General features: G+C 71.2%; 21 protein-coding genes. 11 read left to right on the top strand and 10 right to left on the bottom strand.

Translation table 11 applies throughout. The features are described 5' to 3' along the window. Position 1: 1 nt before the first annotated feature. The gene (locus RBJ65_RS08210; protein WP_306316310.1) at positions 2–529 is read left to right on the top strand and encodes a methylated-DNA--[protein]-cysteine S-methyltransferase; all 528 of its coding nucleotides are present in this window, start codon (positions 2–4) and stop codon (positions 527–529) included. 11 nt (positions 530–540) lie between these two features. Here RBJ65_RS08210 and RBJ65_RS08205 read toward each other — a convergent pair whose 3' ends face one another. From RBJ65_RS08205 to RBJ65_RS08190, 4 genes are all read right to left on the bottom strand, one after another. Further along, positions 541–1,263: a Sir2 family NAD-dependent protein deacetylase gene (locus RBJ65_RS08205; protein ID WP_306316311.1), complete on the bottom strand. Its 723-nt coding sequence runs from the start codon at positions 1,261–1,263 to the stop codon at positions 541–543. 33 nt (positions 1,264–1,296) lie between these two features. After that, positions 1,297–2,742 (bottom strand): MFS transporter, encoded by a 1,446-nt coding sequence (locus RBJ65_RS08200; RefSeq protein WP_306316312.1) that lies wholly within the window; start codon positions 2,740–2,742, stop codon positions 1,297–1,299. After that, positions 2,739–3,719: a nucleoside hydrolase gene (locus RBJ65_RS08195; protein WP_306316313.1), complete on the bottom strand. Its 981-nt coding sequence runs from the start codon at positions 3,717–3,719 to the stop codon at positions 2,739–2,741. The genes RBJ65_RS08200 and RBJ65_RS08195 overlap by 4 nt, the downstream gene beginning before the upstream one ends. A gap of 119 nt (positions 3,720–3,838) precedes the next feature. Next, complete coding sequence (locus tag RBJ65_RS08190) at positions 3,839–4,939, bottom strand: ADP-ribosylglycohydrolase family protein (RefSeq protein ID WP_306316314.1); 1,101 nt, start codon at positions 4,937–4,939, stop codon at positions 3,839–3,841. A 249-nt stretch (positions 4,940–5,188) separates the two neighbouring features. Between RBJ65_RS08190 and RBJ65_RS08185 the strand changes: the two genes are divergently transcribed. Then, positions 5,189–6,340 carry a glycerate kinase gene (locus RBJ65_RS08185; RefSeq protein WP_306316315.1) on the top strand — a complete coding sequence of 384 codons (1,152 nt, stop codon included), beginning with the start codon at positions 5,189–5,191 and terminating at the stop codon, positions 6,338–6,340. Between the two features lie 418 nt (positions 6,341–6,758). Here RBJ65_RS08185 and RBJ65_RS08180 read toward each other — a convergent pair whose 3' ends face one another. After that, on the bottom strand, positions 6,759–7,091 hold the full coding sequence (locus RBJ65_RS08180) for a glyoxalase superfamily protein (protein WP_306316316.1): 333 nt from the start codon (positions 7,089–7,091) through the stop codon (positions 6,759–6,761). A gap of 125 nt (positions 7,092–7,216) precedes the next feature. Between RBJ65_RS08180 and RBJ65_RS08175 the strand changes: the two genes are divergently transcribed. After that, positions 7,217–7,954, top strand: a complete 738-nt coding sequence (locus tag RBJ65_RS08175; protein WP_306316317.1) for a class I SAM-dependent methyltransferase — start codon at positions 7,217–7,219, stop codon at positions 7,952–7,954. Here the strand turns inward: RBJ65_RS08175 and RBJ65_RS08170 are convergent. Beyond that, complete coding sequence (locus RBJ65_RS08170; protein ID WP_306316318.1) at positions 7,943–9,139, bottom strand: CdaR family transcriptional regulator; 1,197 nt, start codon at positions 9,137–9,139, stop codon at positions 7,943–7,945. The two genes, RBJ65_RS08175 and RBJ65_RS08170, sit on opposite strands and share 12 nt — an antisense overlap. A 303-nt stretch (positions 9,140–9,442) precedes the next feature. On the opposite strand from RBJ65_RS08170, the gene RBJ65_RS08165 reads away from it, so the two are divergent. From RBJ65_RS08165 to RBJ65_RS08145, 5 genes are read left to right on the top strand one after another with little or no spacing between them, the layout of a single operon-like run. Continuing rightward, the gene (locus tag RBJ65_RS08165) at positions 9,443–10,273 is read left to right on the top strand and encodes an ABC transporter ATP-binding protein (protein ID WP_306316319.1); all 831 of its coding nucleotides are present in this window, start codon (positions 9,443–9,445) and stop codon (positions 10,271–10,273) included. Continuing rightward, positions 10,270–11,139, top strand: a complete 870-nt coding sequence (locus tag RBJ65_RS08160) for an ABC transporter ATP-binding protein (RefSeq protein WP_306316321.1) — start codon at positions 10,270–10,272, stop codon at positions 11,137–11,139. Before RBJ65_RS08165 ends, RBJ65_RS08160 begins: the two co-directional genes overlap by 4 nt. A gap of 2 nt (positions 11,140–11,141) precedes the next feature. Further along, positions 11,142–12,032 carry a branched-chain amino acid ABC transporter permease gene (locus RBJ65_RS08155; RefSeq protein ID WP_306316322.1) on the top strand — a complete coding sequence of 297 codons (891 nt, stop codon included), beginning with the start codon at positions 11,142–11,144 and terminating at the stop codon, positions 12,030–12,032. After that, the gene (locus tag RBJ65_RS08150; RefSeq protein WP_306316323.1) at positions 12,025–13,155 is read left to right on the top strand and encodes a branched-chain amino acid ABC transporter permease; all 1,131 of its coding nucleotides are present in this window, start codon (positions 12,025–12,027) and stop codon (positions 13,153–13,155) included. Before RBJ65_RS08155 ends, RBJ65_RS08150 begins: the two co-directional genes overlap by 8 nt. Next, on the top strand, positions 13,152–14,435 hold the full coding sequence (locus RBJ65_RS08145; RefSeq protein ID WP_306316324.1) for an ABC transporter substrate-binding protein: 1,284 nt from the start codon (positions 13,152–13,154) through the stop codon (positions 14,433–14,435). The genes RBJ65_RS08150 and RBJ65_RS08145 overlap by 4 nt, the downstream gene beginning before the upstream one ends. On the opposite strand, the gene RBJ65_RS08140 is transcribed toward RBJ65_RS08145, so the two are convergent. Beyond that, on the bottom strand, positions 14,384–15,247 hold the full coding sequence (locus RBJ65_RS08140) for a PaaX family transcriptional regulator C-terminal domain-containing protein (protein WP_306316325.1): 864 nt from the start codon (positions 15,245–15,247) through the stop codon (positions 14,384–14,386). The two genes, RBJ65_RS08145 and RBJ65_RS08140, sit on opposite strands and share 52 nt — an antisense overlap. Positions 15,248–15,356: 109 nt before the next feature. Here RBJ65_RS08140 and RBJ65_RS08135 point away from each other — a divergent pair, with 109 nt between their 5' ends. The 3 genes from RBJ65_RS08135 (at position 15,357) to RBJ65_RS08125 (ending at position 19,513) form a co-directional block, all read left to right on the top strand. After that, positions 15,357–16,535 carry an LLM class flavin-dependent oxidoreductase gene (locus RBJ65_RS08135; RefSeq protein WP_306316326.1) on the top strand — a complete coding sequence of 393 codons (1,179 nt, stop codon included), beginning with the start codon at positions 15,357–15,359 and terminating at the stop codon, positions 16,533–16,535. Beyond that, positions 16,532–17,605, top strand: coding sequence for a zinc-binding dehydrogenase (locus RBJ65_RS08130; RefSeq protein WP_306316327.1), 1,074 nt, complete (start codon positions 16,532–16,534; stop codon positions 17,603–17,605). The genes RBJ65_RS08135 and RBJ65_RS08130 overlap by 4 nt, the downstream gene beginning before the upstream one ends. Positions 17,606–17,761: 156 nt before the next feature. Continuing rightward, complete coding sequence (locus tag RBJ65_RS08125; RefSeq protein WP_306316703.1) at positions 17,762–19,513, top strand: ABC transporter ATP-binding protein; 1,752 nt, start codon at positions 17,762–17,764, stop codon at positions 19,511–19,513. A 168-nt stretch (positions 19,514–19,681) separates the two neighbouring features. Here RBJ65_RS08125 and pssA read toward each other — a convergent pair whose 3' ends face one another. From pssA to RBJ65_RS08110, 3 genes are all read right to left on the bottom strand, one after another. Further along, complete coding sequence (pssA, locus tag RBJ65_RS08120; protein ID WP_306316328.1) at positions 19,682–20,482, bottom strand: CDP-diacylglycerol--serine O-phosphatidyltransferase; 801 nt, start codon at positions 20,480–20,482, stop codon at positions 19,682–19,684. Positions 20,483–20,519: 37 nt separating this feature from the next. After that, positions 20,520–21,176 (bottom strand): phosphatidylserine decarboxylase, encoded by a 657-nt coding sequence (locus RBJ65_RS08115; protein ID WP_306316329.1) that lies wholly within the window; start codon positions 21,174–21,176, stop codon positions 20,520–20,522. A 193-nt stretch (positions 21,177–21,369) separates the two neighbouring features. Further along, complete coding sequence (locus tag RBJ65_RS08110) at positions 21,370–22,575, bottom strand: acyl-CoA dehydrogenase family protein (protein ID WP_306316330.1); 1,206 nt, start codon at positions 22,573–22,575, stop codon at positions 21,370–21,372. Positions 22,576–22,577: the final 2 nt, after the last annotated feature.

The raw sequence follows: 22,577 nt of genomic DNA, 5'->3' as shown, positions 1-22,577 counted from the left end.
CATGCCGCACGACACGCACGACACGCACGACACGCACCACTCCCGCCACACCCGCCACACAGTGATCGACAGCCCCTACGGCCCCCTGACCCTGGTCTCCACCGACGGCACCCTCTCCGGCCTCTACATGACCGACCAGCGCCACCGCCCACCAGAGGACACCTTCGGCCCCCGCGACGACCGCCCCTTCGGCCCGGCCATCGACCAGCTGAACGCCTACTTCCAGGGCGAGTTGACGAACTTCGACCTCCCCCTGCACCTGCACGGCACCGAGTTCCAACGCCGCGTCTGGGCGCAGCTCCAACGGATCCCGTACGGCGAGACGCGCACCTACGGAGAACTCGCCGAAACCCTCGGCAACCCGAACGCCTCCCGCGCCGTCGGCCTCGCCAACGGCAAGAACCCCATCGGCGTCATCGTCCCCTGCCACCGCGTCATCGGCGCCAACGGCGACCTGACCGGCTACGGCGGCGGCCTCGACCGCAAACGCCGCCTCCTGGACTTCGAGCGCGGCACGGCGCTGTTCTAGGGGCACCCCGGCTAGGGAGCCACCTCCGCCAACAGCCTCGGCACCGCCGTCCCGATCGGCTCCCGTACGACCTCGTCGGCGATGTCGTCGTACGGGGTCGGTTCGGCGTTGACGATGGTCAGACGGGCGCCGTGGTCGGCGGCGAGGGACGCGAGGCCGGCGGCCGGGTGGACCTGGAGGGAGGAGCCGATGGCGAAGAAGAGCTCGCAGGCCTTGGTGATCTCGACGGCCTTGCCGAGGACGAGGGGGTCGAGCTGTTCGCCGAACATGATCGTCGTCGACTTCAGGATGCCGCCGCACAGCAGGCACAGCGGATCGTCCTCACCGGCGTCCAGGCGGGCGAGCGCCTCCGCCATGGGGCCGCGGGTGTCGCACTGTGTGCACATGAACTGTCGGGCTGATCCGTGCAGTTCGAGGACCTTGCCGGGCGGCGTGCCCGCGAGCTGGTGCAGGCCGTCGACGTTCTGCGTGATGACGCGGGTGGCGACGCCGGAGTGTTCGGAGAGGTCCGCGATGGCGCGGTGCGCGGGGTTCGGTTCGGCGGTGAGCGTGACCGCCCGGCGCCGCACCTGCCAGGCGCGGCGCCGGATCTCCGGGTCGTTCATGTAGTACTCGTACGTGACGAGCTTCTCGGCGTCGGGGTCCTTGGTCCAGACGCCGTCCGGGCCGCGGTAGTCCGGGATCCCGGAGTCCGTGCTGATACCGGCGCCGGTGAGGATCGCAACCAAGGTCATGACACCGAGCGTAGGACAGCACCTGACCTTCGGTCAGTCCGTCTCCTCCGCGTGCACCGGCTTCGGGATCAGCAGCGAAGTGAACAGGGCCGCCACGATGAGGACGAGGCCCGCCACGACCCCCGCGCTGTAGCCGCCCACCGAGGTGCCGTCGGCGGGGGCGACCGCGTCCATCGCCGCGTACAGGACCACGAAGCTGAGGCCCGCGCCGAGGTTGAAGCAGCCCGCGTTGAGGCCCGGCAGGAAGCCGGGGTTCTCGCGCGGGGAGAGCACGATGCCGAGGCCGTTCAGCATGATGTTGGCCATGCCCGCGTAGGTGACGCCGAGGAGGATCGAGACCGCGAGCAGCAGGCCCGAGGAGTCCGTCTGGAGGGTCAGCAGCGCGAGGATCGTGGAGACCGCCGTGGCGATCAGGCCCGTGCGCAGGATGCGACCGTAGCCGTACGTCGCCGCGAGGCGGCCCGAGATCGGGCCCATGGCGAGGCCCGCGAGCGCGTACGGGGTGAGCGTCCACCAGGTGGCGCCCTCGGCGCCGAGGCCGAGGCCTACCGAGGTGTCCTGGGCGAAGCCGGGCAGCAGGCCATTCATGATGGCGAAGACGCCGGTCATGGTGAGCATCGTGGAGAGGAGAAGCGACCACGTCGCGCGGCGCTTCAGGAGGTGTGTGGTGACCAGCGGGTGCGAGGAGCGGTTCTCCATCCGCCAGAACGCCCAGAACGCGACGGCGGCCACGATCAGCAGGCCGATCGCCAGCGGCCAGTTCGCGGCGGCCAGCTTGCCCGCCTCGTTGAAGGCGATGAGCAGCGCGCCGACGGAGATCACCAGGAGCAGCACGCCCGGCCAGTCCATGGCGGGCCGCTCGTCCGCGCGGGACTCCGGGGCGAAGAGCCGTACGAGCACGGCCGAGAGGACCGCGAAGGCGGTCATGACCCAGAAGATCGAGGCGTAGCCGTAGTGCTCGGCGAGCGAGCCGCCCGCGAAGGAGTCGACGCCCGCGATGCCGCCGTTGACGGCGGTGACGACGCCCATGAGGGTGCCGTACCGCTTGGGGTCGGGGACCTCGACGCGCAGCATGATGAGCGCGAGGGGGATGGTGGGGCCCGACGCGCCCTGGATGACGCGGCCGACGGCGAGCATCCCGACGGAGGTCGCGAGCGCGGAGATCACGCACCCGACGGCCATCAGGACCATCATCCCGGTCAGCACCTTGCGGCGGCCGATCAGGTCGCCGAGGCGCGGCAGGAACAGCGAGAAGAGGGCCGCGGCCGTGAAGAACGCGGTCTGCGTGACGCCGATCGCGGACGCGGTCGTGTCCAGTTCGTCGGCCATCGTGGCGAGCGCGGGGCTGAGCATCGAGGCGTTGAGCTGGAAGGCGAAGCTGGCCGCGAGCAGCGCGACCATGAGCGCGCCGATCCGGACCGGGCGGCGTGCGTCGGGGCCGCCGGGCGCGGAGTGGGGGGAGGAGGCGGCGACGTTCATGCGGAGGGCGCCCCGTTCTCGCCGCCGTTCCCGTCGCCGGGCTCGCCGATGCGGGCCAGGGCGTCGACGACGAGGTTCCAGAACCGCTCGTGGTCGAGGTCGACGGCGACCTGGGTGTGGCAGTCGTCGGGAGCGGGCGCGCGCAGGTCGGTGACCGTCATGCCGAGGGTCAGCGAGCCGCGCAGCTCGATGTCGACGGGGGCCTTGCGGACGGTCATGACACTCGGGTCGATGACGTACGCGACGGCGCACGGGTCGTGCACCGGCGGGTGCTCGAAGCCCTGGTTCTCGCGGTAGGCCTCGCGGAAGAAGTCGAGCAGTTCGAGGACGAAGCGGGCCGGCTTCGTGCCGACGGCGGCGATCTTCTTCTCGACCTCGGGGGTGGCGAGCGCCTGGTGGGTGAGGTCGAGGCCGACCATCGTCACCGGCCACTCCTCGTTGAAGACGATGTGCGCGGCCTCGGGGTCGATCACGATGTTGAACTCGGCGACCGGGCTCCAGTTGCCCTCGTGGTAGCCGCCGCCCATCAGGACGACCTCGCGCACCCGCTCGACGATGCGCGGCTCCTTGCGCGCGGCGAGCGCGATGTTCGTGAGACCGGCGGTCGGCACGATGGTGATCTCGCCGGGCTCGTGCGCCATGACCGTGTCGATGATCAGGTCCACCGCGTGCCGCTCGTCGAGCGCGAAGGCGGGGGCGGGGAGGTCGGGGCCGTCGAGGCCCGTGTCGCCGTGGATCTCGGGCGCGGTCTCGATCGTACGGATCAGTGGCCGCGGGCAGCCCGCCGCGAACGGCACCCCGGTGATCCCGGCGATCGCCGCCACGGAGAGGGCGTTGCGGGTCACCTTCTCAAGGGTCTGGTTGCCGACGACGGTGGTCACGGCGACCAGCTCGATGTCGGGATTGCCGTGCGCGAGCAACATCGCGACCGCGTCGTCATGACCCGGGTCGCAGTCGAGGATGATCTTCCTGGCCACCGGTTCGAGCCCCTTTGCTCTCGTTTACAGAAAAACTGTCCACGGAAACATGCCGCGTCGCCACAGGAGATGTCAACGCGCGTAGATGTGCGGGGGCCCGGACGGCGGCGCGGGGCGGCTCAGAGTTGCGCCAACGCCGCCGTCCGCTCGGCCAGTTCACTGAGGCGTACACCGTCGAAGCCGAAGACGGCGCTGCGGATCCGGTCCTCCAGGGGGTCGGTCCACTGCGGCGGGATGGCCGCGGCGCCGCACAGGACGCCCGCGAAGCAACCGGCCGTCGCGCCGTTGGAGTCGGTGTCGAGGCCGCCGCGGACGGTGAGGGCGACGGTGCGGGTGAAGTCCCCGTCGCCGTAGAGCAGGCCGGCGGTGAGTACGGCGGCGTTCGGGACGGTGTGGATCCAGCCCAGGCCGGCCGTCTCCGCGGTGACCGTCGCGAGGGTCTCCTCCCAGGTGAGGCGCGAGTCGTGGAGGGACGCGGTGCGGCGTACGACGCGGGCGAGGCGGCTGCTCGCGGGGATCACGGCGAGCGCGGCGTCGAGGGCGGCGCGCGGGGTCGGCGCGGTGAAGGCGGCGGAGATCAGGGCGGCGGCCCACATCGCGCCGTAGACGCCGTTGCCGGTGTGCGAGAGGACGGCGTCGCGGCGGGCCAGGGCGGCGGCGCGACGCGGGGCGCCGGGGTTGGTCAGGGCGAAGATGTCCGCGCGGATCAGGGCGCCGATCCACTCCTGGTGGGGGTTGTCGTACGTCGCCGTGAGCGGCGGCTTCAGGCCGTTCGCGAGATTCCGGTACGCGGCGCGCTCCGCGGTGTACGTCTGGAGGTACGGGAGGCGGAGCAGCCACAGCTCGCCGACCTGCTCCGTGGTGAACGCGAAGCCGTGCGTCTCCAGGAGGTGCAGGCCGAGCACCGTGTAGTCCACGTCGTCGTCGCGGCAACTGCCGTGGATGCGGCCGCGTACGCAGTGGCGCCACTCGGGGCGCAGGGCGAGGGCGATGTCCTGCGAAGGGGGTTCGGGGAGGTAGTCGGTCAGGGGCAGCGCCTCGGCCTGCCGCAGATAGCGGTCGATGCGCTCGCGCGTCCACACCTCGCCCTGTTCGACCGGTTTGCCGAGCATGTTGCCCGCGACGCGGCCGAGCCAGCCGCCGAGTACGCGGTCGGAGAGGTCGCGTTCGGGGAGGTTGCGTTCGGGGAGGTCGCTGAGCCCGGGGCTCGATGGCGTCATGACACCGGTGTACCCGCTTTTGAAGATCAACGGTGTATCGGCGGTCGCCCTGGTTTGCACATCGTTGTGCGGATATTTCGGCGGCGGTGGCCGGTCCGCAGGCCGGACGGCCATGGGCAGCGGCCCCCTCCTGCGGTTAAGGTCGCAGCGGCGCGACTGCCTTGAGGTGATCAGCGATCGACGCGATCGGCATCGACGATCGACGCGATCGAGACGCGATCAAGGCGTGAACAGCAAGGGGAGAGCAAGGTGGCGGACGCTGCACAGGCCGCGCGGCACGTGTTGATCGCGGCGGACAAGTTCAAGGGCTCGCTCACCGCGGTGCAGGTCGCACAGCGTGTGACGGCGGGCCTGCACCGGATCGCGCCGGAGGTCACGGTGGAGTCCGTGCCGGTCGCGGACGGCGGGGACGGCACGGTGGCGGCGGCGGTCGCGGCCGGGTTCGAGCGCCGTGAGGTCCGGGTGACGGGGCCGATCGGGGAGCCGGTGACGGCGGCGTACGCGCTGCGGGACGGCACGGCGGTCGTGGAGATGGCGGAGGCGTCCGGCCTCCAGCTGCTGCCCGAGGGCGAGTTCGCGCCGCTCACGTCGACGACGTACGGATCCGGTGAGGTGATCACGGCGGCGCTGGACGCCGGGGCGCGCACGATCGTGTTCGGCGTCGGTGGCAGCGCCACGACGGACGGTGGCGCGGGCATGCTGGCCGCGTTGGGCGCGCGGCTGCTCGACGCGGAGGGCGCGCCCGTCGGGCCCGGTGGGGGCGCGCTCGCGGGTCTTGCCTCGGCCGACCTCTCCGGGCTCGATCCACGCCTCGCCGACATCGAGTTCGTGCTCGCCAGCGACGTCGACAATCCGCTGACCGGGCCGAAGGGCGCGCCCGCGATCTACGGTCCGCAGAAGGGCGCGTCCCCGGAGGACGTCGCCGAACTGGACGCAGCGCTCGGCCACTTCGCGAAGGTGCTGTCGCAGGCGGTGGGGCCGAAGGCGCTGGAGTACGCGGAGTCGCCGGGGGCCGGTGCGGCGGGTGGGATCGGGTACGGGGCGCTGGTCGGCCTGGGTGCGAGCTTCCGGCCCGGCATCGAGGTCATGCTCGACGTCCTCGGCTTCGCGCCGGCGCTTGAGCGGGCCGAGCTCGTGATCACGGGTGAGGGTTCGCTGGACGAGCAGACGCTGCACGGCAAGGCACCGGCGGGCGTCGCGGCGGCGGCGCGGGCGGCGGGCATCGAGGTCGTCGCCGTGTGCGGGCGGCTCGCGCTGCCGGCGGAGTCCCTGGGCCGCGCCGGTATCCGCCGCGCGTACGCCCTCACGGACGTGGAGCCGGACGTGTCCCGCTGCATCGCCGAGGCGGGGCCCATCCTGGAGGACGTCGCGGCACGCATCGGGTCGGACTTCCTGCGCTGAGCGTGCGCCTCCGGCGGTTTCGGGGCCCCGTTGCGCGGCGCCGTGCCCGGCCCCGCACGTGGCTGGGCCCCTTCGGCCCTGTGCCCCGGCCCGGGGGCCGACGCCCCCGTCCGCGCCGGCCTTGTGCCCCGGCGCCGAGGCCGACGCCTCCGGCTGCGCCGCCCCTCGCTCATCTCCCACCCACCCGCCCCCTCCGGGGGCTTCGGCCCCGCGTGGGCGGGCTGGGGCGGCGCCCGTCGTGACCGCCGCGCCGCGTCACGACGGCGGGGAAACCGTGCTCAGCGCGGTACCGCGCGGGAACCGTCTCCGCGCGCACCCGTCAACGCCGACCCGCCCCAGCCTCGCCCCCTTGTGCGGCCTGTCCCTGCGTGCGAACCCGCCCGGCACCGCCACCTGCACCGCGCGCCGCCCGCGATGGTCAATCCGTCGGCGTGCCGATCCGCAGCCGGTTGCCGTCAGGGTCGCGCAGCTCAATCTCACGCGCCCACGGAGCGTCCTCCGCCCGCACACCGAACTCGGAGGCGATGGCCTCGACATCACGGACGCGGAGGTAGACCAAGGTGTCGGGGCGGGCATCGCCCGTGTGCTCCGACAAGAACAATCGCACCGCGCCCCGGACGACCTCGACGAACGCGGGAAGTCCCGGCTCGAAACGGTGTTCCCACTGCTTGGCGAAGCCCAGCCGCTCGTACCAAGCGACTGCTGCCGCGGCGTCCTCGACGCGAAGAATGGGGATGACTTCCTCGTCCATGGAACCATGGTGGCAGGCTGGCCAACGGCAGCAGACCGACCAATGGCGGCAGACCGCCCAGCGGGAACCTCGCCGGATGCGGCGCTAGCCTGCCCACAGGCCAACTCGACGGCGGAGGCGACGCGTTGAAGCGGTACATGCGCACCACGGACGACGTCATGGAGATGCTCGACCGTGTCTTCTCCTGTACCGGCGGAGCCGACTGGTGGGACCGGTTCTACGCCGACCGGGGGCGTGACGTGCCGTTCTTCGTCGACGCGGCCGACGAGAATCTGGCCGCCCACCTCGACACCGGTCTGATCCGCCCGAGGGGCCGCGCGCTCGACCTCGGCTGCGGGCCCGGCCGCAACGCCGTCCACCTCGCCGCCCGCGGCTTCGACGTCGACGCGGTCGACCTGTCGGGAACGGCCGTGGCGTGGGGGAGGGAGCGGGCCGCAGCCGCGGGCGTGGCCGTCCGGTTCCATGAGGGGAGCATCTTCGGTGTGCAACTCCCGCACGCCACCTACGACCTGGTGTACGACTCGGGCTGCCTGCATCACCTCCCACCGCACCGCCGCGTCGGCTATCTCGCCCTCCTCGACCGCGTGCTCGCGCCCGGTGGGTGCTTCGGGCTCACCTGTTTCGCGGCCGGTGCGATGGGGTCGGAGGTGTCCGACGATGAGCTGTACCGAAGCGGCGACCTCGGCGGCGGGCTGGCCTTCGCGCCCGACGAACTCCGCCATCTCTTCGCCGAGTTGGAGGAGGTCGAGATTCGGCTCATGGCCGACCACGGGAAGGGCGCCGCCACCTACGGCCTCCCCTTCCTTCTCGCCGCCCTCTTCCGCCGCCCCAGGCCCACCCCGCACCCCGATTCACCCCGCTGACAACCGATACGCGTCCAACGCCAACGTCATCTCCATCAGATCCCGCGGCCGCGACAACGACCGCGACGTCAACTGCTCAAGCCGTCTCAACCGGTTGAACACCGTGTTGCGGTGGCAGTACAGGCGGCCCGCCGCACGGCCCGCCGAGCCCTCGCACGCGAGCCACGCGTCCAGGGTCTCCAACAGGACCGCGCGGTCGGCCGGTTCGAGGTCGAGGAGTTCGCCGAAGACGCCCGACACCAGGCGCCGCGCCAGGTCGGGCTGGCTGACGACGAGGGCCGTCGGCATGCGCTCGTCGAGGCGGACCACGCCCGTCGTGTCCGGAGGACAGGTGCGCAGGGCGAGTTCGGCGAGGCGGCGGGCGTGGCCCAGTTCGGCGAGGCCCGTGACGATGGGGCTCACGCCACCCGGGCCCGGACAGCGGCCGTTCAGCAACGTCGTGAGGTCGTCCAGCGTGCGGTCGGGGCCCAGCGCCGCGACTCCCACCTCGCAGTCCGCCCGCATCCGCCACACGAACCGGAACGTCGGATCCTGCACACGCCGGTGGAACGCCTCGCGGCCGTCCCGCCGTTCCACGCGGAGGACGACCACCGCGTACGGGCCGTGCTCGGGGAGGTCGAGGCCCGCCGCCGCGCGGGCGGCCAGGCCCGGTGTCGGGCGGCCGTCGAGGAGCGCGTCGAGCAGTGCCTGGGTCTGCTCGTCGGTGCGGCGCCGCAGCTCCAACTCCGTTGCCCGGTACGCCTCGGAGGCCGCCTCGGCCTGCGCGTCCACCGCAGCCCACACCATCGTCGCCGAACGCATCAGCGCCTTCAGGCGGGCCGGTTCGCCGCCCGCGCGCTCCATCAGGGCGTCCCAGACGAGATAGCCCGCGTTGCGGTAGGCGTGCACGAGGAGTTCCAGCGGCAGGCCCTGGGCCGCCTGGCGCCGGCCCGCGTCCTCCGCGTACTCCAGGTCCCTGCGCGGCGATTCGGGCGGCGCCGAGATCGTCTCGATGCCGATCCGTATCGCTTCCTCCGCGTCCCGCCACTGAGCGTCGTACGGCAGCACGCGCGCGTAGACGTCCGAGTGCGCGAAGAGTCGCCGCAGGTGCTCGTCGACGAGTTCCGGTACCCGCTCCAACAGCGCGGCGCACGCCTCCTTCAGGAGTTTCCAGTCCTGCCCCGTGCGCTGCTTGCGTGCGCCCATCGCCCCTCCCGAACGAGCCGTACGAGTCCCCAAGCGGCGGCGGGGCCAGCCGTAAAGCAACGGCAAAGAACTCACCCGCTGTGCGGAGGATGCCACCCGCCACGCCTTCCCGGCAGGCCCCTGACACGCGGTCTTGTGCGCGGGCACAACGGGGGCGGGCGGGCGCTGGTCCCGCGCAGCGATTCGCGGGCCGCCCGTGGACGGGCCGTCCGCGCGGTGCTGTGGTGAGCGCCACCGGTCCAGGGCCACCGGGCCAGGGGAGGGACGTACGCAGTGAGCAAAGCAATCGCAGGAACAGAACCAGTGAACGACGCGGGCGGGGACGGGCTCGTCGTCGATGAGGTGTCCGTCGGGTACGGGCCCGTACGCGCGCTGCGCGGCGTGACCCTGGAGGTGCCGCCGCGCTCCGTCGTCGCCGTGCTCGGCGGCAACGGCGCCGGCAAGTCGACGCTGCTGCGCGCCGTGTCGCGCACCCTCGGCTTCCACGGCGGGGCGGTGACGTCCGGCACGGTGCGCTTCGGCGGGCGGCGGATCGACGGGCTCTCCGCCGACCGGGTGGTGGCCGCCGGGGTGTGCCAAGTCCCGGAGGGGCGACGGGTGTTCGCGCGGATGACCGTCGCGGACAATCTGCGGGCCGGGGCCCTCGGCTCGCACGGTTCGCGCGCCCAGAAGGGCGCGGCGCTGCGGCGCGTGCACGAGCTGTTCCCCGTGCTCGCCGACCGGGCGCAGCAGCGGGCCGGGCTGCTGTCCGGCGGCGAGCAGCAGATGCTCGCCGTGGGGCGCGCCCTGATGGCCGAGCCGAAGCTCCTCCTCCTCGACGAACCGTCCCTCGGGCTCGCCCCGTTGATGGCGGCCCGCATCGCCGACACCATCCGCGAGATCAACGAGCGGGGCGACCGCTCGGTCTCCGTGCTCCTCGTCGAGCAGAACGCGGCGCTCGCGCTGCGGCTCGCCTCGTACGCGTACGTCCTGGAGGTCGGCGAGATCACCCTGCACGGGCCCGCCGACGAACTCGCGGGCTCCGACGAGGTGCGCCGCCGCTACCTGGGCGTCGTCGACGAGACGGCCGCGGCGGACGCCTCCGGCGGGGCGGCGCACGCGCCGACGCTGAGCCGTTGGGGAGGCGCGCGATGACCGGCGTACCGCACAGGAACGAAGACGTACCGCACAGGAACGAAGGCGTACCGCACAGGAACGAAGGCGTACCACCGCTGTACGTACGGGACTTGACGGTCCGCTTCGCCGGGCTCACCGCCCTCGACGGCATCGGCCTCACCGTCGAACCCGGCACCGTGCACGCCGTCATCGGCCCCAACGGCGCGGGCAAGTCCACCACCTTCAACGTCCTCTCCGGCGTCTACCGGGCCACTTCCGGCACCGTCCACCTCGGCGAGCGTGAACTCACCGGCCTGCCCCCGCACCGCATCGCCGAACTCGGCGTCGCCCGCACCTTCCAGAACCTCGCCCTGCCACCGCGCGCCACCGTCGCCGACAGCCTCCTCCTCGGCCGGCACCGGCTGACCCGCGCGGGCTTCGTCGCGGCGGGCCTGCGACTGCCGTCGGCGATACGCGAGGAGCGCGCCCACCGCGAACGGGTGCGTGAGATCGCCGAGTTCGTTGGGATCGCCGAGCAACTGGGCACGCCCACAGGATCGTTGCCGTACGGCGCGCAGAAGCTCGCCGAGCTGGCCCGCGCCCTGTGCATGGAGCCGGACGTCCTGCTCCTCGACGAGCCCGTCGCCGGGATGACCGCCGACGAGCGCCGCCGCACCGCCGCCGTCATCGCGGGTGTCCGCGACAGCCTCGGCATCTCCATCGTCCTCGTCGAACACGACATGGGTGTCGTCATGCGGCTCGCGGACGAGGTCACGGTCCTCGACTTCGGCCGCCGCATCGCGGGCGGCGCCCCGGACCGCGTACAGAACGACCCGGCGGTGATCCAGGCGTACTTGGGCGCCCCCGACGAACCCCAGGAACACGCCGGAGAGGCCTCCGTATAGTCATGACCACCTTCCTCGAACTCCTCCTCAACGGCGTCTCGTTGGGCTCCGTGTACGCCCTCATCGCCCTCGGCTTCGTCGTCATCTTCCGGGCCACCGAGGTCGTCAACTTCGCCCACGCGTCGCTGCTGCTCGCCGGGGGCTACGTCACCGCGTCGCTCCACGACGACATCGGCTTCTGGCCCGCGCTCGGCGTCGGCATCGCGGCGGCGGCCGTGGTCGGCGCGGCCGTCGAGTTCTTCGTGATGCGGCGCTACCGGGGGCGCGACCACAGCGTGCTCGCCATCGTCACCATCGGCGTCGACATCCTCCTCACCACCGAACTCACCCGCCGCCTCGGCACGGACGTGCTCGCCATGGGCGACCCGTGGGGCGACGCCGTCCTCACCATCGGGGGTGTGTCGATCGCGCACACCCGGATCGCCGCGTTCGTCGCCGCCGCGCTGCTCATCGGCACGTTCCTGCTCACGTTCCGGTACACCTCGTGGGGCGTCGCGATGCGCGCCGCCGCCGAGAGCGGGGAGACCGCCGCGCTGATGGGCGTACGGCTTGGGCGTGTGTCGCTCGGGGCGTGGGCCGTGGCGGGCGGGCTCGCCGCCGTCGCCGCGCTGTTCCTGTGCGTGTTCCCGACGCCTGGGCTCGAACGGGCCACGTCGCTCGCCGCGTTGAAGGCGTTCCCCGCCGCCATCCTCGGCGGCCTCGACTCCACGACCGGCGCGCTCGTCGGCGGCCTCGTCGTCGGCGTCACCGAGTCCCTCGCCGCCGGGTACCAGAGCGAACTCGCCTTCATGGGACGGGGACTCGGTGACCTCGCGCCGTATCTCGTGATGACCCTGATCCTGCTGCTGCGGCCCTCCGGCCTCTTCGGGACGAAGGAGCTCGCCCGTGTCTGACGTCCTCGCGTCCAAGGCCGACGCCACCAAGACCCGTACAGAGAGCAGCAGTTCGCGTCGGCGAGGGCTCCTCACCCGGCGCCGTACGTACCTCGTCGCGGCCTGCGCCGCCCTCCTCCTCGCCCTCCCCTTCTACCTGGACCGCTTCTGGCTGCAGGCGGGCCTCTTCGCGATGGCCGCCGCCATCGGCGCCATCGGCCTCAACCTCCTCACCGGAGCCACCGGCCAACTCTCCATGGGCCACGCCTTCTTCCTCGCCATCGGCGCCTACGGGTACTGCGTGTTCGCGGGAGAGCGGGGGCAGACGCTCAACGGGCTCGGGTTGCCCTCCTGGCTCGCCGCCGTGCTCGCGGTGCTGCTCGCGGGTGTCGCGGGCGGCCTGTTCAGCCCCATCGCGGGCCGCCTCAAGGGCGCGTACCTCGGCATCGCCACCATCGCGTTGATCTTCATCGGGCAGCATGTGCTGTTCAACGCCGAGGACCTCACCGGCGGCGCCAACGGCCGCGACGTACCCGCCATGAGCCTGTTCGGCCTCACCTTCGACGAGAGCGAACTCACCATCGCGGGCGTGCCGTTCGGGGCGGCGGAGAAGCTCTGGTACCTGGGGCTGCTGCTCGCGCTCGGCTGCGGGCTCTTCGCGCGCGGCGTGCTGCGCGGGCGGCCGGGGCGCGCCCTGAACGCCATCCGCGACCACCGGATCGCGGCCGGGGTCCTCGGCGTGCCGGTCGCCCGCTACCGGGGCTTCGTCTTCGTCCTGTCGTCGATGTACGCGGGCCTCGCCGGTGTGCTGCTCGCGCTCGTCTTCCAGCGCACCGTGCCCGACTACTTCGGCATCACGCTCTCCCTCGAATACCTCGCCATGATCGTCATCGGCGGCCTCGGCTCCGTGTCGGGCGCCGTCGTCGGCGCGGCCTTCGTCTCGCTGCTGCCGCAACTGCTCACCCGGTACAGCGACGCCCTGCCCCTCGTCTCCGCCCCCGGCACCGGCGGCGTCGCTCCCGGCGAGGCGTCCCGCTATCTGTACGGCGCCGCGGTCGTGGCGGTCGTGCTCTTTCTCCCCGGCGGACTGGTGCGGCTGACCGCCCCGCGCGCCCGGCAAAACCCTCAGGAGGACTCCCGATGAACCCAATAACCCGCCGCCGCACCCGGGCGCTCACGGTGACCGCCATGGCGACCCTGCTCGCGCTCACCGCCGCGTGCAGCTCCAAGGCCAAGGACGACGGTGACGGCGACAAGCAGAGCGCCGGCGGCATCAAGACCGACAAGGGTGTCACCGGCAAGACGATCACCCTCGGCGCCCTCACCGACATGACCGGCGTGTACGCGACGCTCGGCAAGAGCATCACGCAGTCCCAGCAGCTGTACGTCAAGCAGTTCAACGACGCGGGCGGCGCCTGCGGCTACAAGGCCAAGCTGACCGTCCGCGACCACGGCTACGACCCGCAGAAGGCCGTCGCCGCCTACACGGAACTCGCGCCGGAGGTGCTCGGCTTCCCGCAGTTCCTCGGCTCGCCGTTCGTGGCCGCCGTCAAGCAGCGCATCGAGGGCCAGGACAAGGCGCTCGTCCTTCCGCAGGCGTGGTCGGCGCATCTGCTCGGCAGCAAGTACGTGCGCGTCATCGGCTCCACGTACGACATCGAGACGATCAACGCGATCGACTTCCTGATGAAGGAGAAGGGCCTCAAGAAGGGCGACAAGCTCGGCCACGTCTACTTCGAGGGCGACTACGGCGAGAACGCCCTCCAGGGCTCCAAGTACATGGCGAAGGAAGCCGGGTTGACCATCGTCGAGCAGAAGATCAAGCCGACCGACAACGACATGACCGCGCAGGTCTCCGCCCTGAAGAAGGCCGGCGTCAAGGGCGTCGTCATCAGCGCGGGCCCGCGTCAGGCGGCCTCCCTCGTCGGCGTCGCCGCCGCGGCCAAGCTGAACGCCCCGATCATCGGCAACAACTCGGCGTACTCGCCCCAGCTGCTCGGCACCCAGGCGGCCCCGGCCCTCCTCAAGAACTACTGGATCGCCTCGCCCTCGCTGCCCATCGGCGCCGACTCCCCGGACGCGAAGAAGCTCGTCGCCGACTACAAGAAGGCGTACCCGAAGGACGCCCTCGACAACGGCGTCGTCGCCGGTTGGACCGCCGCGTCCGTGTTCGGCGAGGCCATGAAGAAGGCGTGCAAGGAGGACAAGGACCTGACGCGCGAGGGCGTCGACAAGGCGCTGCTCTCCCTCAGCGACTTCGAGAACGGCTTCGGCGTGACCCAGGACTTCTCCGACCCCAAGGCCCCGTCCTCGCACGCCTCGACGATCCTGCGGCCCGACAAGTCGGCCGTCGGCGGCATGTCGGTCGTGCGTCAGCCGTCCGAGTCCGAGGAGGCCAAGGGCTTCATCCCCACAGTGAGTTGACGCCAGTACGTGTCGGCGGGCGCCCGCAGCGCCCGCCACGCGTCGACGAACAGCCGGGTCGCCTCGCGGCCCGGCCAGTCGCGTGGCAGCAGCGCGTCGGGCAGCCGCGGATCCCGCTCGAAGGTGCCCCGCCAGGCGTGCACGAGCCGCGTCCGCGCGACAAAGGCGCCCTCCGGATCCCGCGCCTCCCTGACGCCCCGCCCGCCGAACCGCGCCAGAAACTCCTCATGCGCGCGCCGTACGTCATCCAACTCCCACGTCCGGGAGACGAGTTCGGCATCGTCCTCGGCCCGGCACGTCAGCCACAGCGCGTGCGACGCGAGCCCCTGCTCCCGGAACAACCCCTTCAGGGCGGGTACGCCGCCGGGGTCGGCCGCACACCACAGCCCGGGGCTCAGCGCGCCGAACCCCTCGAACGCCAACTGCTGCTCCAGTAGCGCCCGTTCGCGCCACACCCCGCCCGGCGGCCGCAGCACAAGCTGCTGCCACTCGCCGCTCCACGGCGTCGTGTCCACGGCCCGCTCCAGGCGGTGCGTCCACGCGGTGAGCAGCCGTACGAGCCGGGGTTCGAGCACGAGCCGCGTACGCCGCCCGACCGGCTCCGAGCGCAGCCACCCCTCCTGCCCGAGCCGCCCGAGCGCGCGCCGCGCCGCCGCGTCCCCGATCCCGCACGCGCCGAGCGCCCCCACGACGGCCCCCGCCGCCACCCGCTCGTCGCCCGCGTACCGCACGTACTCGCCGAGCACGGTCAGCGCGAGGGTGCGCGCGCTCGGCGAACCGTCACCGTGCCGCCGCGTCCTCGGACTCTCCAACTCCCTCGCGCCTCCCCGTGTGTTGACCTCTCGGCCGCACCGATATAGGACGTAAGAAGTGTAAGCCTCGACTTTATGTCCTACGTCCGGCACGGCGAAAGGCGTACGAGTGCAGCAGTCGCGGGAACCCCAACTCCCCTCCAGGTTCGGCGCGTTCCTCGCGCCGTACCACGGGCTCGACGGCAGCCCCTCCCTCCGGATCCGCCGGGACCTCGACCTGGTCGGCGCCCTCGACACGTTCGGCTACGACGAGGCGTGGATCGGCGAGCACCACTCCGCCGGCTACGAGACGATCGCCTCGCCGGAGGTCTTCATCGCGGCGGCGGCGGAACGCACGCACCACATCCGCCTCGGTACGGGCGTCAACTCCCTCCCGTACCACCACCCGCTCATGCTCGCGGACCGCCTGCTCCAGCTCGACCACCAGACGCGGGGCCGCGTGATGCTCGGCGCGGGCCCCGGCCAGCTCGCCTCCGACGCGTTCATGATGGGTATCGACCCGATGAAGCAGCGCGCCATGATGGCCGAGGCGCTCGACGCGATCGTCCGCCTGGTGCGCGGCGAGACGGTGACGGAGAAGACCGACTGGTACGAACTGGCCGAGGCTCGCTGCCAGTTGGGCCCGTACCGGCCGTCCACCGGCCTGGAGATGGCGGTCGCGTCGACGGTCTCGCCCTCCGGCTCGGTCCAGGCCGGGCGGCACGGCATCGGCCTGCTCTCCCTCGCGGCAGGCGACCCCGCGGGCTTCGCGGCGCTGCGCGGCAACTGGGAGGCGTACGAGAAGTCCTGCGCGCGGCACGGCCACGCGGCGGACCGGGCCGCCTGGCGCCTCGTCGTCCCGATGCACCTGGCCGAGTCCCGGGAGCAGGCCCGCGAGGAGGCCGCCCACGGGGTCCGGCACCTCGTCCGTTACATCGAGGGCCTGTCCGGCGCGACGCTGCCGTGGGGGCGCCAACCCGCCGACGCCGTCGAGCAGTTCACCACCGAAGGCTTCCCGGTCTTCGGCGTCGCCACGATCGGCACACCGGACGACGCGATCGCCCGCGTCGAGGCGCTCGCGGAGGCCTCCGGCGGCTTCGGCACACTCCTCGTCCTCGACCTGCCGCTCGCCACCCCCGAGGCCAAGCGCCGCTCGTACGAACTCTTCGCGGACCACGTGGTGCCGCACTGCACCGGGGCGAACGCGCGGCGCGCGGCGTCGATGGAGTGGGCGCACGCCAACAGCGAGCGGTTCGTGGGGGCGATGCGGGCGGCGGTGCAGGCGGCGGTGGAGAGGGGCGCGTCGTGACGCGGGGCGCCGGGGACACCGTGATGCGGGCCGCCGTGCTGCGCGCCGGGAGCTTCCATGTCGCGGACGACGTACCCGAACCCGTACCGGGCCCCGGCCAGGTCCTCGCCGAGCCGATCGCCACCGGCATCTGCGGCTCCGACCTGTCGGCGGCCCGGCACACGGACGACTTCCTGACGGCCTCCCGCGACTCCGGCATGGAGAGCTTCCTCTTCGACCCGGACGCCGACCTCGTCCTCGGCCACGAACTGTGCGCGCGGGTACTGAGCCCGGGGGAGTGGCAGGGCCGGACCGTGGTCGGCCTGCCGTGGGCCGTCGACACGGGCGGCACGATGCGCACGGTCGGCTACGCCACCGACTTCCCCGGCGGCTTCGGCGAACGCGTCGTCCTGTCGCAGGCCGCGCTGATCCCCGTACCGGAGCATGTGCCACCACACGTCGCCGCGCTCACCGAACCCCTCGCCGTCGGCTACGGCAACGTCGCGCGCGCCGACCCCCGGCCGGGCACGGGCGCCGTCGTGATCGGCGCGGGCCCCATCGGCCTCGGCGCACTCGCGGCCCTCGTGGAACGCGGAGTGTCTCCGGTCGTCGTCTCCGAACCCTCCCCTCGCAGACGGGAGTTGGCCCACCGCTTCGGAGCACACGTGGTGGTCGACCCGACGGTCACGGACCCCTTCGACGCATGGCGCGAGGCATCGGAGAAGGGGCAGCCCCTCAGGGTCCTTGAGTGCTCGGGCCGCCCCGGAATGCTCAACGGGATCCTCCACCGGGCACCCCGCGAGACACACGTCCTCCTGATCGGCGCGTGCATGACGGAGGACGCCTTCCGGCCGGTGGTCGGCATCTACAAGGACATCACGGTCACGATGTGCATGGTGTACCCGCCGAAGGAGTTCGCCCGCACCCTGGACCGGATCGCCGACGGCTCGGTGGACGCCGCCGCGCTCATCACCGGCGAGGTCGGCCTGGCCGGCGTCCCCACCGCCCTCGCCACCCTCTCCGCCCCCGACGACCACGTAAAGGTCCTGGTCCGCCCGTACCTCCCCGGCACGGGCCTGCACACCGCCTGACGCGGTCATCACGAAAACACGTGGACCGACCACCCTCCGTTACGGGACACTCCGATGCCCGGCCCCACCACACGGCCGGAAGTCCATACCCTCCAACACCCAAGGGACGGGATCGGATTGACCTCATTGCGCGAAGTGCCGCCGAGCCGCGGTTCGGTGCTGCTCGCACTCCGCTACTACGGACGGGAACTGGCCAGGGCGCGCCGGTTCGCGATCCCCGCGATGCTGCTGCCCGCGCTCGGCAACATCGGCATCTTCTACCTCGCTCCGCTCGTCGTCGCCAAGCTCGTCGGCCACCTCGCCGACGGCGGCGAGCGCGGCGTCCGCGCGCTGCTGCCGTACGTCCTCGGCTTCGCCGGTGTGCTCCTCGCCGCCGAGGCCCTGTGGCGCATCGGGTTCCACTGCATCAACCGCCTTGAGGCGCGTGCCATCTCGCGCCTCTACGTGATCGGCATGGACGAGCTGTACGCGAAGGACGCCACGTTCTTCCACAACAACTTCGCGGGGGCGCTCACCAAGCGCGTCCTCAGCTTCGCCTCCCGCTTCGAGGAGTTCGCCGACGTCCTCATCTTCAACGTGATGGCGAGCTTCGTACCGATCATCTTCGGATCGGTGGTGCTGTGGCGCTACGAGCCGTGGCTCGTCGTCGTGCTCCTCGCGATGATCGCCATCACCGGCCTGTGCGTCCGCCCCCTGATCCGCCGCCGCCAGAAACTGGTCAACGCGCGCGAGGCGGCGTTCACGCACATGTCGGGCCATGTCGCCGACAGCCTGATGAACATGGAGACGGTCCGCGCCTTCGCCGCCGAGGAGCGCGAGGCCGCCGAACACCGGGAGCGCGTCGCCGAGGCCCGCGGCCACATCCTGCGCGCCTGGGACTACGGCAACCTCCGCGTGGACACCCTCGTCGCCCCGCTCTCCGTGCTGACCAACGCGCTCGGACTGCTGCTCGCGGTGGCTTTCGTGGGAAGCGGACACGGGGTGGAGGCGATCGTGGTCGCCTTCACCTACTTCAGCAACGCGACGCGCATCATGTTCGAGTTCAACCAGATCTACCGCCGTCTGGAGCGGGCGATGACGGAGGCGGCGCAGTTCACCGAGCTGCTGGGCGACAAGCCCAAGGTCCTGGACCCGCCGCGCCCCGAACCGCTGGAGACGTCATCGGCGGCCGTCCGCTTCGAACGGGTCGCGTACACGCACGCGGGCGCTGAGCCCCTGTTCACCGACCTCGACCTGACGGTGCCCGGCGGCACCCGCCTCGGCCTGGTCGGCCGCTCCGGCGGCGGCAAGACGACCCTCACCCGCCTCCTCCTGCGGATGATGGACATCGACGCCGGCCGCATCCTCATCGACGGCCAGGACATCTCGAAGCTGCGCCAGACCGACCTCCGCTCCCTGATCGCGTACGTCCCCCAGGACCCGGCCATGTTCCACCGCAGCCTGCGCGAGAACATCGCGTTCGCCCGGCCGGGCGCGAGCGAGGCGGAGATCCGGCGGGCGGCGGAGGCGGCACACGTGACGGAGTTCGCCGACGCGCTCCCCGACGGCTTCGACACGATGGTCGGCGAACGAGGCATCAAGCTCTCCGGCGGCCAACGCCAGCGTGTGGCCCTGGCCCGCGCGATCCTCCGCGACGCCCCGATCCTCCTCCTCGACGAGGCGACGAGCGCGCTCGACTCCGAGAGCGAGATCCTGGTCCAGGAGGCGCTGTGGCGCCTCATGGAGGGCCGCACGGCCCTGGTGGTGGCCCACCGCCTGAGCACGGTCGCAGGCATGGACCACCTCGTCGTCCTCGACCACGGCCACATCGTCGAACAAGGCACCCACACCGAACTCCTGGCCGCCCAAGGCCCCTACGCCAAACTCTGGCAACACCAATCGGGCGGCTTCCTCCAAGAAGCCGCCTGAGCCGACCAGATAGAGCCCCGGTGCCGCCCAATCAAGCCCCGCCGGCGATTGAGGCGCGGGGTCCGGGGCAGCGCCCCGCGACCGCAACCACGCCACCGGTGACACACGAAAAAGCGGTGGGCCCGAGCCAGAAGTGGCTCGGGCCCACCGCCCACACGCTCAGCCGGGCTACGGCAATTGCGCACGCGCCTCACGCCGATTGTCCCGGAAGTTGTTCACCCGCCGCGCCGTCGCGAACAACGGAATGACCGCACCGAGCACGACCTGCAACGTGCACCCGGTCGCCAGCAGCAACTGCCCACCCGGCGCATCGAACGCCCACGCCGCCAGCAGCCCCATGCTCGCCACGATCCACGCCAGCATCGCGACGGCCAGTCGCCCCCGCGGCTTCGGGTACTCGACCCGGCTCACCATGAGCCACGCCGTCCCGATGATCGCCAGCAGCGTCGCCACGAACGGCAGCTCGAGCAGCACGATCGACACCACGGTCAGCGCCCCGAACGGCGACGGCATCCCCTGGAACGTGCCGTCCTTCACGGTCACGCACGAGAACCGCGCAAGCCGCAGCACCACCGCCAACAGCACGACAATGGCACCGACCGCCGCGACTCTCTGATGCGCGTCGTCGGCGACCATGCCGTACACGAGCACGAAGTACGCCGGCGCGAGCCCGAAGCTGATCAGGTCCGACAGGTTGTCGAGCTCCGCCCCCATCGGCGAAGAGCGCAGCTTGCGCGCCACGAGCCCGTCGAACAGGTCGAAGATCGCCGCGGCCAGCATCAGGATCACGGCGGTCGCGGCGGAGTGCCGCGCCATGCCGGAGTCGGCGCTGCCCTGGATGTGCGGGATCAGAATCCCGGTCGTCGTGAAGTAGACGGCCATGAAGCCGCACGTGGCGTTGCCGAGCGTCAGGGTGTCCGCTATCGACAGCCGCAGCGAAAGAGGCATCTCCTCCGCGTCGTCCGCCATGTCGGAGTCGTCCGCCCAGGCGGACGTTTCGGGATGGTCAGTCACGGTCAATTCGAGTCACCCCAGCCACCGTCTGCTGCCCGACCTCGACGTCGACCTCGACGCCCTCGGGCAGGTAGATGTCGACACGCGAGCCGAACCGGATCAGGCCGATGCGCTCGCCCTGCTCGACCTTCGTGCCCTGGGGGAGGTACGGCACGATGCGGCGGGCGACGGCGCCGGCGATCTGGACCATCTCGATGTCACCGAGCTCGGTGTCGAAGTGCCACACCACCCGCTCGTTGTTCTCGCTCTCCTTGTTGAAGGCGGGAACGAAGCCACCGGGGATGTGCTCGACCGACGTGACCGTGCCCGCGAGGGGCGCGCGGTTCACGTGGACGTTCAGCGGGCTCATGAAGATCGCGACACGGGTGCGACCGTCCTTCCACGGCATGATGCTCTGCACCACACCGTCGGCCGGGGAGATGACCCGGCCCTGGGCGATCTCGCGCTCGGGGTCGCGGAAGAACCACAGCATGCCGGCCGCCAGAGCGGTGGTCGGGACGGCGAGTGCTGCTGCCTTCTTGGAGCGGCGCGAGCGCGCCAGGCTGAGGGCAGCCGTGGCGACGGTCGGGAGAAGCCACGGCGAGGCTCCGCGCGCAAGACGTCCCTTGAGGACGCCGTCGCGTGGTGCAGAGATTTGGCTGTGGGGCATGGATGACCTTCGTAGCGGATGAGGCCGCGCAGTTTACGGGGGACGGCGGCTTTTCCGGGGATGCTATCGGTTGCGAGCCACAACTGGGCAAGCCAGGAAGCCACATCGGACGGTAGGCCGGCCCCGGAGCGCGCCTACGGGGTGTGATCTTCTTCGCGAAGAAACACCCCGTAAACGGACATCTTGCCCAGGTTCAGCCTTGGGATCGGTACTCCTCGAGGAGCCGACGACCAATGATCATTTTCTGGATCTCGGCGGTACCTTCGCCGATCAGCAGCATCGGCGCCTCGCGGTAGAGGCGCTCGATCTCGTACTCCTTGGAGAAGCCGTAGCCGCCGTGGATCCGGAACGCGTCCTCGACGACTTCCTTGCAGTATTCGGAGGCCAGGTACTTGGCCATCCCTGCTTCGAGGTCGTTTCGTTCCCCGGAGTCCTTTTTGCGTGCTGCATTGACCATCATCGCATGGGCGGCCTCGACCTTGGTGGCCATCTCGGCCAACTTGAACTGGATCGCCTGGTGCTGCGCGATGGGCTTTCCGAATGTGTGCCGTTGCTGCGCGTAATCGACACCCAGCTCAAATGCACGCTGTGCGACGCCGCAGCCACGCGCGGCGACATTCACCCGCCCGACTTCTACGCCGTCCATCATTTGGTAAAAGCCCCGGCCGGTCTCTCCACCCAGTACGCGATTGGCCGGAATCCGCAGGTCATCCATGATGAGTTCGGTCGTATCGACGCCCTTGTACCCCATCTTGTCGATCTTTCCGGGGATGGTCAGGCCCGGACGGACTTCACCGAAGCCCGGTTCCTTCTCCACGAGGAACGTCGTCATCGATTTGTGTGGCGCGGAACCCTCGGGGTGACCTTCATCACTACGCGTGAGAACCGCCACAAGCGTTGACGAACCGCCGTTCGTCAGCCACATCTTTTGGCCGTTCAGACGGTAACTGTCGCCGTCCTTAACCGCCTTTGACGTGATGGCCGACACGTCGGACCCAAGTCCCGGTTCCGACATGGAGAATGCGCCGCGCACCTCGCCGAGCGCCATGCGCGGAAGGAAGTGCTCCTTCTGCTCCCGCGTGCCGTGCTGCTTGAGCATGTAGGCCACGATGAAGTGGGTGTTGATGATGCCGGAGACCGACATCCAGCCGCGCGCTATCTCCTCCACGCACAGCGCATACGTGAGCAGCGACTCGCCCAGGCCCCCGTACTCCTCGGGAATCATCAGCCCGAACAGGCCCAACTCCTTGAGCCCGTCGACGATCTGCTGCGGGTACTCGTCGCGGTGCTCCAGTTCGGTCGCGACCGGAAGGATCTCCTTGTCGACGAAGTCCCTGACCGTGGCGAGGATTTCCCGCTGCACATCGGTCAGGCCGTGGGTCTGGGCGAGTCGGCTCATGG

Source organism: Streptomyces sp. KL109B (assembly GCF_030766935.1).
In the GTDB taxonomy this organism is placed as follows: Bacteria; Actinomycetota; Actinomycetes; order Streptomycetales; family Streptomycetaceae; genus Streptomyces.
The sequence above is the reverse complement of the archived record's forward strand: the minus strand, read 5'-3'. Positions and strand labels throughout refer to the sequence as shown.